1 pseudogene is annotated in these 505 nt (G+C 59.4%); it reads right to left on the reverse strand.

Annotated features, from left to right (window positions below):
• Positions 1 to 505 (reverse strand): annotated as a pseudogene (locus Q8791_RS31800) (hypothetical protein); the annotation flags it as partial.

Consider the following 505-nt stretch of genomic DNA (forward strand, 5'->3'; position numbering starts at 1 on the left):
CCGGCTGCGAAGACGTTTCCGGTTTCGTCAACGGTGTAGTCCGTGGGTTCCCCCGACTCGGTTGTTACGATGCCTTCTGCATCGATGACGTAGGCGGTTGCATCGCGATCGAACAGAAGCTGCCGACCTTGCTCATCGAAGCCCGACCCTGGTTCGGCGTTAGGCTGCCCCACGCCACCCGGGAACTGGTCGATCAAGCAGAACACGCGCCCCGAGTTGTGGTCTTGGAACAGAACTGAGTCGATAACCGATGCTCCGAGGGCGCCCTCGCCGGGATACTCGAGGACTATCTGGGCCTCGTCCCACCGACGACCGTCTTCGCTGCGACGGATGACGAAATTGATGTCGTTGGGGCTGTCGTTGGCAATGCTGACACGTTGGTCTGCCCCGGCGATGAAGCTTCCGGAATCAAGTCTGATGAGCGATGGGATCCGGTAACTTTTCGAGCCTAGATATCCCGTGTCGAAGAGAGCTTGGGTACGTAGAGGAGCCACGTTGGCTAGGG

Origin of the sequence: Nocardiopsis codii (assembly GCF_036327455.1) — a bacterium.
GTDB lineage: Bacteria > Actinomycetota > Actinomycetes > Streptosporangiales > Streptosporangiaceae > Nocardiopsis > Nocardiopsis codii.